Annotated in this window: 3 protein-coding genes; all 3 read left to right on the top strand. The window is 48.4% G+C overall.

The window, feature by feature from the left end; translation table 11 throughout:
* Window positions 1-305: hypothetical protein (locus CAGA_RS12515; RefSeq protein WP_207669589.1), on the top strand; the 305-nt coding region annotated here is incomplete at its 5' end.
* Window positions 306-344: 39 nt separating this feature from the next.
* Window positions 345-584 carry a hypothetical protein gene (locus tag CAGA_RS12510; RefSeq protein ID WP_135661208.1) on the top strand — a complete coding sequence of 80 codons (240 nt, stop codon included), beginning with the start codon at window positions 345-347 and terminating at the stop codon, window positions 582-584.
* 29 nt (window positions 585-613) lie between these two features.
* On the top strand, window positions 614-806 hold a 193-nt coding region (locus CAGA_RS12945; protein WP_167875232.1), incomplete at its 3' end, for a YqaJ viral recombinase family protein.

Genomic DNA, 806 nt, shown 5'->3' with positions numbered 1-806 from the left:
GATGGCGCCCGGATCCATTACAACCGGGAGTACATACGCAGGAGGCTGGGAAAAGCATGGTAAGCCGGGCATATGCCGCATGGCGCGCAGAGTGTATCAAAGCTGATATCGAGATGGGATTTTACAAGGATGATGACGTTGACCTCGATATCAAGAATGCCGAAAAGCGCGAAAGGCGGCGCAAATATATGAGCGAATATTACATCCGTCACCGTGCAAAACATCGTGAGACCGCGCGAAAATCGTACTTAAAAAAGAAAGCCGCTCCCCTGTTGGCGCAGGAAAAGCGGCACAATAAAAAATAACTCTATTTTGAATAATAATCTGAAAGCGAGGATTTGTCAATGGAAAACAGTTTAATCCCCGGAATCCGCAGGGCTATCCAGAGCGATAAGTCCATCTTATACGACACCAGAGCCGAGCGGGATTATATCATGCCAATCCTGCGCGGCACAAGGTTTATCGGGCGTGCGACGATTGATGTCATCGATCGGCAGTACGCTGATAAAATCAACAAATTGGAGGATGAAATCATTGATATGGGCGCCCACTTAGTAGAGCTGGAGGACGCCAAAAATGGATGACTACGGGTTAAGTGCAGCACAAGCTGCCTATGACAGGCAGGAAGGTCCATGCCCGTTTGCAAAGGATGATAAACCGGAATATGAATCAGAATGTAAATCAACCGACGAACCACGACGAGTGGATAAAGGCACGTCTAAGCGGAATCGGAGCTAGTGAAGCTGCTGCTGTCGTAGGTATGTCACCGTACAAAAGCAACGCCGAACTGTGGGAAGAAAAGACTG

This window comes from Caproiciproducens galactitolivorans (assembly GCF_004768785.1).
GTDB classification, from domain to species: domain Bacteria; phylum Bacillota; class Clostridia; order Oscillospirales; family Acutalibacteraceae; genus Caproiciproducens; species Caproiciproducens galactitolivorans.
This window is presented reverse-complemented; position numbering and strand designations above follow the sequence as displayed.

Coding starts and splice junctions, on each gene's coding strand:
- CAGA_RS12510 (WP_135661208.1), top strand. CDS start 345: ATGGAAAACAGTTTAATCCCCGGAATCCGCAGGGCTATCCAGAGCGAT.